At 71.8% G+C, this 8,252-nt stretch carries 7 protein-coding genes; 4 read left to right on the top strand and 3 right to left on the bottom strand.

Going from position 1 to position 8,252, the window contains the following annotated elements; all coding sequences use genetic code 11:
- Window positions 1-190: 190 nt before the first annotated feature.
- Window positions 191-625, bottom strand: coding sequence for an RrF2 family transcriptional regulator (locus ACFVH5_RS42825; protein WP_385839097.1), 435 nt, complete (start codon window positions 623-625; stop codon window positions 191-193).
- 155 nt (window positions 626-780) lie between these two features.
- Here ACFVH5_RS42825 and ACFVH5_RS42820 point away from each other — a divergent pair, with 155 nt between their 5' ends.
- The 3 genes from ACFVH5_RS42820 to ACFVH5_RS42810 all read left to right on the top strand — a co-directional run bounded on the left by ACFVH5_RS42820 (window position 781) and on the right by ACFVH5_RS42810 (window position 4,152).
- Window positions 781-1,449, top strand: a complete 669-nt coding sequence (locus ACFVH5_RS42820) for a DUF3105 domain-containing protein (protein WP_385839096.1) — start codon at window positions 781-783, stop codon at window positions 1,447-1,449.
- A 5-nt stretch (window positions 1,450-1,454) separates the two neighbouring features.
- The gene (locus tag ACFVH5_RS42815; RefSeq protein ID WP_385839095.1) at window positions 1,455-2,078 is read left to right on the top strand and encodes a DUF305 domain-containing protein; all 624 of its coding nucleotides are present in this window, start codon (window positions 1,455-1,457) and stop codon (window positions 2,076-2,078) included.
- Window positions 2,079-2,211: 133 nt separating this feature from the next.
- Complete coding sequence (locus ACFVH5_RS42810; RefSeq protein ID WP_385839094.1) at window positions 2,212-4,152, top strand: protease pro-enzyme activation domain-containing protein; 1,941 nt, start codon at window positions 2,212-2,214, stop codon at window positions 4,150-4,152.
- A gap of 38 nt (window positions 4,153-4,190) precedes the next feature.
- Here ACFVH5_RS42810 and ACFVH5_RS42805 read toward each other — a convergent pair whose 3' ends face one another.
- Together ACFVH5_RS42805 and ACFVH5_RS42800 are read right to left on the bottom strand one after the other, a co-directional pair.
- The gene (locus ACFVH5_RS42805; protein WP_385839093.1) at window positions 4,191-5,105 is read right to left on the bottom strand and encodes an alpha/beta fold hydrolase; all 915 of its coding nucleotides are present in this window, start codon (window positions 5,103-5,105) and stop codon (window positions 4,191-4,193) included.
- Window positions 5,102-5,788 carry a DUF998 domain-containing protein gene (locus ACFVH5_RS42800; RefSeq protein WP_385839092.1) on the bottom strand — a complete coding sequence of 229 codons (687 nt, stop codon included), beginning with the start codon at window positions 5,786-5,788 and terminating at the stop codon, window positions 5,102-5,104. The genes ACFVH5_RS42805 and ACFVH5_RS42800 overlap by 4 nt, the downstream gene beginning before the upstream one ends.
- A gap of 572 nt (window positions 5,789-6,360) precedes the next feature.
- On the opposite strand from ACFVH5_RS42800, the gene ACFVH5_RS42795 reads away from it, so the two are divergent.
- Window positions 6,361-8,115 (top strand): NAD+ synthase, encoded by a 1,755-nt coding sequence (locus ACFVH5_RS42795; protein WP_385839090.1) that lies wholly within the window; start codon window positions 6,361-6,363, stop codon window positions 8,113-8,115.
- Window positions 8,116-8,252: the final 137 nt, after the last annotated feature.

Genomic DNA, 8,252 nt, shown 5'->3' with positions numbered 1-8,252 from the left:
CCCCAGAGGGGGCGCCCCCTCAGGGGCGCGGGGAACTGCGCGGCCCGCCCCCACCGGCCCGCAGCCAACCGACAAACCCAAGGGGGCCCCAGGGGCGCGGGGAACTGCGCGGCCGACCCCCACCGGCCCGCAGCCGACCGACAAACCTCAGGGGGCACCCCCTATCCGCAGGCGCAGGCGCAGGCGCAGCTCAGCGCATCGTGATGTCCAGCAGCAAGCGCCCCGTCGGCGCAGCCACCATGTCCCTGATCGTCAGGGGGTCCAGGGACGCGTAGAACGCCTCCTGGGCGCGCCGCAGGGCGACACGCAGGCGGCACCCCGTGTGCAGCGGACACGGCGACGCCCCCTCGCAGTCGACGACGTCCCCCTCGCCCTCGAAGACCCGCACGACCGCCCCCACCGACGCCCCACGCCCCTCCTCCGTGAGCGCGAGCCCACCCCCGCGTCCCCGCCGCGCGGAGAGCAGGCCGAGGTGCTGGAGCTCGGCGACGACCTTCGCGGCGTGCGTGTACGGCACCTCCATCGCCGCCGCCACGTCACGCGTCGTGGGCGTCGCGGTCTCCTCGGCTACGGCGAGCCGCATCAGGACGCGCAGAGCCAGGTCGGTCGATCGCAACAGCCGCATACCGGCAGCGTAGATAATGCGCATCCCTGCTTCAAATTATCTGCCGCGGCCCCGTCCATTCGGCCAATCCGCAGGGCTCCCCACCTGGAACCCCTCCTCCCACACTACGATCAGCAGACCACTCCACTGCCCCTTTCCCCCAGAAGGACCACCCCATGGGTTCCGCCAAGAAGACAGAGTCCACGTCGCGCAAGGCGCGGATAGAGGAGATGCGGCGCGCCGAGCAGTCCCGCGAGCGGCGCAACCGGGTCCTCACGATCACCGCCAGCGTGATCGTCGTCGCCGGTCTCGTCGCCGGTGGCGCGTTCCTGATCAAGTCGCAGTCCGACGACAAGGACAGTGCGGCGAGCGACTCGAAGGCGGCGTCGGGGAAGTTCGTCACGGGCAAGGACGGCGTGAAGAAGTGGAGCACCAAGCTCACGCAGAACCACGTCACCAAGGACGTGAAGTACCCGATGGAGCCCCCGGTCGGCGGTGACCACAACCAGGTCTGGATGAACTGCAACGGCGACGTCTACGAAGACGCGATCAAGAACGAGAACGCCGTGCACTCGCTGGAGCACGGCGCGGTCTGGGTGACGTACAACAGCAAGGCGTCCGACGCCGACGTGAAGGCGCTCGCCGAGAAGGTCAAGAAGACGCCGTACTCGCTGATGAGCCCCGTCGAGGACCAGCAGGACCCGATCATGCTCTCCGCGTGGGGCCACCAGCGGACGGTGAAGAGCGCGGGCGACCCGGACGTCGGCACGTTCTTCGAGACGTACGTCCAGGGCAAGCAGACGCCCGAGCCCGGCGCCGCCTGCACCAACGGCCTGTCGAAGTGACGGGGATGAAGTCCGCGGGCTGGATCACCGGAGCCGCCGCGGCCGTCCTCGTGGCGGCCGGGGCGATCACGTACGCGGTCGCCGACGGCGACGACTCCGGGATGCGGCCGCCCGCGGCGGACTCCGCGGACGCGGGTTTCGCCCGTGACATGTCCGTGCACCACCAGCAGGCCGTCGAGATGTCGTACATCGTGCGCGACCTCACCGACGACGAGGACGTGCGCCGCCTCGCGTACGACATCGCGCAGACCCAGGCCAACCAGCGCGGCATGATGCTCGGCTGGCTGAACCTGTGGGAGCTGCCCAAGGTGTCCGCCGACGAGCCCATGGAGTGGATGGGCATGGCCGGCATGGGGTCCGGCGAGGACGGCGCGCTGATGCCGGGCATGGCGACCAACACCGAGATGGACGCGCTGCGCGAGCTGAGCGGCAAGGCGGCCGAGGTCCGCTATCTGCAGCTCATGTACGCCCACCACGTGGGCGGTGTGCACATGGCCAAGGGGTGTGTGGAGCGCTGCCAGGTCGGTGTGGAGCGGCGGCTCGCGCAGGGCATGGTGCAGGCCCAGGAGTCGGAGATGAAGCTGATCTCGGATCTGCTGGAGCAGCGCGGCGCGAAGCCGCTGAACTGATCCATAACACCCCAAATGCCCTTGCCATACGGTTCCTTGGGTGGTTTTTGGGCCAGCCATGTCCCGGCCATTCCCCTGGCATGGACAGTTCATCGCAAGAGTGACCCCCATCCAGTGATCCTTTGGGGGTTCCATGAGATCCAATCGCGCCGCGGTGCGCGCCGGTGTGAGCATGGCGGCGACCCTGCCGCTGCTCGCCGGCGCGCTGGCCCTGGGCATACCCGCGGCCCACGCCTCCGACGACCCGGCCGGCCGTGACACGCTCCAGGGCACCAAGCCCCTGTGGGCCACGGCCGGGGCGGACAAGGGGGCCACGGCGGACAGCTCCCGGGTCTCCGCCCGGGTCTACCTCGCCGGACGGGACGCGGCGGGCCTGAGCGCCTACGCCGAGGCCGTCTCCGACCCGTCGTCGGCCTCGTACGGGAAGTACCTCACCGCGCGGCAGGCCCGCTCCCGCTTCGGCGCGACCGAGGCGCAGGTGGCCGGGGTGACGGCCTGGCTGAAGTCGGCGGGGCTGACCGTCACGGGCACCAGTACGCACTACGTGTCGGTGACGGGTGAAGTGGCGGACGCGGAGAAGGCGTTCGGCACGCAGCTGCACAACTACGCGAAGGGCAAGAAGACTTACCGCGCCCCCGCGAAGGCCGCCTCCGCGCCCGCCGGGCTGAACGGCGCCGTCCTCACCGTGACCGGTCTGGACAACGCCCCGCACAAGGCGGACCACTCCGACACCCTGCCGCCGCCGGACGCCGTGTTCCGCAACGCCGGGCCGTTCTCGTCGTACTACGGCTCGAAGACCGCGACGACGCTGCCGGGCGCGTACGGCACGAAGGTCCCGTACGCCGTGAAGGGCTACACCGGCAAGCAGCTGCGGGCCGCCTACGGAGCGGAGAAGGCGACCGGCAAGGGCGTGACCGTGGCGATCACGGACGCGTACGCCTCGCCGACGATCGCGGCGGACGCGGCCACGTACGCGGCGAAGCACGGTGACGCGAGGTACAGGGGCGGGCAGTTGCAGCAGGTGCTGCCCGGTCAGTACACGCGGACCGAGGAGTGCGGGGCGGCGGGCTGGTACGGCGAGGAGACCCTCGACGTCGAGGCCGTGCACGCGGTCGCGCCCGCCTCGGACATCGTCTACGTCGGCGCCGCGTCCTGCTACGACGACGATTTCCTCGACTCGCTCGGCAAGATCGTCGACGGGCGCCTCGCCGACATCGTCTCCAACTCGTGGGGCGACATCGAGGCCAACCAGACGCCGGACCTCGCCGCCGCCTACGACCAGGTCTTCCAGCTCGGCGCGATCGAGGGCATCGGCTTCTACTTCTCGTCCGGCGACAACGGCGACGAGGTCGCCAACACCGGTACGAAGCAGGTCGACACCCCCGCCAACTCGGCGTGGGTCACGGCGGTCGGCGGCACCTCGCTCGCCGTCGGCAAGGGCGACACGTACAAGTGGGAGACCGGCTGGGGCACGCTCAAGGCCAACCTGTCCGCCGACGGGAAGAGCTGGACGGACTTCCCGGGCGCGTACACCTCGGGCGCGGGCGGCGGGACCAGCGCGACGGTGAAGCAGCCGTTCTACCAGCGGGGTGTCGTGCCGTCGCGGCTCGCGAAGGCGAACGGCCGGCAGGCCATGCGGACGGTTCCCGACATCGCGGCGATCGCCGACCCCAACACCGGGTTCCTGGTCGGGCAGACGCAGACCTTCCCGGACGGGACGCAGAAGTACGACGAGTACCGCATCGGCGGCACCTCGCTCGCCGCTCCGGTCGTCGCGGGCGTCCAGGCACTCGCCCAGCAGGCACGCGGCGGGCGCCCGATCGGGTTCGCCAACCCGGCGATCTACGACCGCTACGGCACGAAGCTCTACCACGACGTCACGGACCGCCCCACGGGCCGCGACCTCGCGGTGGCACGCGTGGACTTCGCCAACGCCTTCGACGCCTCGGAGGGCCTGCTGACCTCGGTCCGCAGCCTCGGCAAGGACAGCAGCCTGAAGGCTGTGCGGGGGTACGACGACGTCACCGGGGTGGGTTCGCCCGCACCGGGTTACGTGACCTCGTACCGCCGCTGAGTCACTGAACCGCTGAGGATCCGAGGTTCAGCGGCTTCTCATCTCCGGTGCGTCCGTTCCTCTTCCTGGCCGGCGGGGAACGGGCGCACCGGTTCGTTCGGCGCGTCCAGGATCGCCGCCGCCACGTCCTGGGGTCGGTCCAGCATGACGAGGTGACCCGCCGGGGCGGAGACGCGGAAGGTGGCGCCGAGACGCTCGGCGAGGCGTTCCTGGCGGTCCAGCCAGTGCCGTGAACCGTTGCCGCCGGGGTCGGCGGCGGCCAGGACGGTGACGGGTACGTCCGGCAGAGGCCGCTCCCGCAGGCCGTCCAGCGCGACCGCCTGGTCCCGGTAGGTCGCGTTCTCGGCGAGGGCGGCCCGCAGGGAGCGGCTGGTGGAGTAGGCGCGCCGGACGAGGTCGTACGGGGCCGGGCCGTACGGGGCGGAGTCGCCGCCGCTGTGGCGTACGGCCCTGACCGCGGTACGCCGCAGGAGTGGGCCCAGTGCCCGCGGGAGGCCCGCGCCCGCCAGCAGCGTGCCGCACGCGCGCGTGACGGTGTTCCGGAGGGCGGGGGCGCGGCTCGGGCGCGGCTCCTCCTCGATGCTGGAGTCGACCAGGACGAGCCCGGCCGTCCGCTCCGGATACAGCCGGGCGAAGGCCTCGCAGTGGAAACCGGCGAGGGAGTGCCCGACGACGGTGGCGGGCGTGCGGACCCCGGCCGCGTCGAGCACGCGCGCGATGCGGTGCGCCTCACCGGTGAGCGTGGGCCACACGCGTGCGGGCGCGGGGGCGCTGAGGCCGAGGCCCGGCCGGTCGAAGCGGACGACCGTGCGGTACGGGGCGAGGAACGGCAGCACGGGGTCCCAGTCGAACCAGGACATGCCCAGGCCGACGCTGAGCAGACAGACGGGGGCGGTGGCTGTGCCGTCCACGCGGATGTGGTGCGCGATTCCGTCGATACGGACGAAGGTCATGGGCGGACGTTCGCCGCGCGGAGAGCCCCGCGGGCCGCCGGCTCAGGGGCGTGGAGGAGGGAGACGGCCAGTGCGCCCAGCCAGATCGCGATGACGCCGACCTGGAGGCGCTGGGCGATACCCACGCCCCAGCCGTCGTGGCCCGTCTCCAGGGCGGCGATCGCGGCCAGGGTCCAGGCGGTGGCGGCCAGTTCGAGCGCCAGGAGGGCGGGGCCCATGCGGGCCGTGCGGGTGAGGGTCGCCATGGCGACGAGGATGCCGCACAGGGCGACCGTGCTGCTCACCGTGTGCGCGGAATGGGTCCACGGGACCAGGGCCGCGGTCTCCCTCGCGGCGCACTCCGGGTCCGTGGTGGGGGTGCAGCTGAGCGGCAGCCGGGAGTCCACGGCTGTGGCCGCGCCGAAGAGGAGGAGGGCTGCTCGGGCGGTCCGTGGGATGCGGCGGGCCGACAGGGTCGCGGCTGCGGCTGCGACTGCGGCGCACACCAGCGTGCCTGCGAGGAGGTCCGTCGTGCGGAACAGGGTGGTGTACGGCTGGTTGGTCGCGGCGAGTTCACTCACGTAGGTGCGGGCCGGGGGGAGGCCTGTTCCGAGGAACGCTTCCAGGGTCCATGCGGAGTAGGTGAGGGCTGCCAGGGCCAGGAGGGTGGCGGTTGCGGCCGGGGCCGGGCGGGGTGTGGTCATTGACGCCCATGATCGGGGCGGGGTGTTGGTTCCGCATGTTCGCGGGCACGGGCCGGTGGGGGCGGGTCGATGGGTCTGACCACGCCGTTCCCCGCACCCCAAAAGACAAAAAGATTGCGCAGTTCCCCGCGCCCCTAAAAACCAAAAGACTGCGCCGTTCCCCGCGCCCCTTGGGGGCTGCGCCCCCAAAAGCCAAAAGACTGCGCAGTTCCCCGCGCCCCTGAGCGGGCGGGCCGCGCACCGGGCCCACACCGACCCGCCCCAAAGGGGCGCGGGGAACGGCGCGACCAGCCCCCACCGGCCCGCAGCCAACCGACAACCCCAGGAGGCACCCCCCAGGGGCGCGGGGAACTGCGCGACCAGCCCCCACCGGCCCGCAGCGGACCAATCAAACGCCAGGAGGCACCCCCTAAGGGGCGCGGGGAACTGCGCGGCCAACCCCCACCGGGCCGCAGCCGGCCGACAAACCCCAGGGGCCCCCAGGGGCGCGGGGAACGGCGCAAGCAGGTCCGTTGGGGGGGTGGGCAGGGTGGGCACCCCATAACGTCGGTCTGACGATTACACTGGGCCTCGTGCCTCAACTACGCCTCGCCCTGAATCAGATCGACTCGACCGTCGGCGATCTCGCCGGGAACGCCGAGGCGGTCGTCCGCTGGACCCGGCACTCCGCCGAGCAGGGAGCGCACCTCGTCGCGTTCCCCGAGATGGTGCTGACCGGGTACCCCGTCGAGGACCTGGCCCTGCGGTCGTCCTTCGTGGAGGCGTCCCGCGCGGCCCTGCACGCCCTCGCCGCGCGGCTCGCCGAGGAGGGGTTCGGGGAGTTGCCGGTCGTCGTCGGCTACCTGGACCGTTCCGAGAAGGCCCAGCCCAGGTACGGGCAGCCGGCCGGCGCCCCGCGGAACGCCGCGGCGGTGCTGCACCGCGGCGAGGTGGTCCTCACCTTCGCCAAGCACCACCTGCCGAACTACGGCGTCTTCGACGAGTTCCGCTACTTCGTGCCCGGCGACACCCTGCCGGTCGTACGGGTGCACGGCATCGACGTCGCGCTCGCCATCTGCGAGGACCTCTGGCAGGACGGCGGCCGGGTCCCGGCGACCCGTTCCGCCGGGGCGGGCCTGCTGCTGTCGATCAACGCCTCCCCGTACGAGCGCGACAAGGACGACACCCGCCTCGACCTCGTGCGCAAGCGCGCGCAGGAGGCCGGCTGCACGACCGCGTACCTGGCCATGATCGGCGGCCAGGACGAGCTGGTCTTCGACGGCGACTCGATCGTCGTGGACCGGCACGGCGAGGTCGTCGCGCGGGCGCCCCAGTTCTCCGAGGGGTGTGTCGTCCTCGACCTGGACCTGCCCGCCGCCGCCTCCGAGCCGCCCTCGGGCATCGTGGACGACGGGCTGCGCATCGATCACCTCGTGATCTCCGACGAGCCGCTGCCGCCGTACGAGGCGGAGCTCTCCGGCGGGTACGCCGAGCGGCTCGACGCCGACGAGGAGGTGTACTCCGCACTCGTGGTGGGCCTGCGGGCGTACACCGCGAAGAACGGTTTCCGCTCCGTGCTGATCGGGCTCTCGGGCGGTATCGACTCCGCCCTCGTCGCCGCGATCGCCTGCGACGCGCTCGGCGCCGAGAACGTGTACTGCGTGTCGATGCCGTCCAAGTACTCCTCGGACCACTCCAAGGGTGACGCGGCCGAGCTGGCGCGGCGGACCGGGCTCAACTTCCGGACCGTACCGATCGAGCCGATGTTCGACGCGTACATGGGGTCGCTGGGTCTCACCGGGCTCGCCGAGGAGAACCTCCAGTCGCGGCTGCGCGGCACCATGCTGATGGCTCTCTCCAACCAGGAGGGGCACATCGTGCTGGCGCCGGGCAACAAGTCCGAGCTGGCGGTGGGGTACTCGACGCTGTACGGCGACTCCGTGGGCGCGTACGGGCCGATCAAGGACGTCTACAAGACGTCGATCTTCCGGCTCGCCGAGTGGCGCAACCGGGCCGCGGTCGAGCGGGGGCAGACTCCGCCGATCCCGGAGAACTCCATCTCCAAGCCGCCGAGCGCCGAGCTGCGGCCGGGGCAGGTCGACACGGACTCGCTGCCGGACTATCCCGTCCTGGACGCGATTCTGGAGCTGTACGTCGACCGGGACACCGGGGCCGACGCGATCGTGGCCGCGGGGTTCGACCGGGAGATGGTCACGAAGACGCTCCGGATGGTCGATACGGCCGAGTACAAGCGGCGGCAGTACCCGCCGGGTACGAAGATCTCGGCGAAGGGCTTCGGCAAGGACCGGCGGCTGCCCATCACGAATCAGTGGCGCGAGCGGTTGTGACGGGCCGCGCCCCCGAAAAGCCCGCCTGACGGCAGCTACGTCGTCGGCTTCGGGCGGGCGGGGGCTGATCGCGCCGTTCCCCGCGCCCCTGAAAAGCACGCCCGGGTTCCTCAGGGGCGCGGGGAACGGCGCAGGCT

The organism is Streptomyces sp. NPDC127119, assembly GCF_042677425.1.
Lineage (GTDB): Bacteria > Actinomycetota > Actinomycetes > Streptomycetales > Streptomycetaceae > Streptomyces.
The sequence above is the reverse complement of the archived record's forward strand: the minus strand, read 5'-3'. Positions and strand labels throughout refer to the sequence as shown.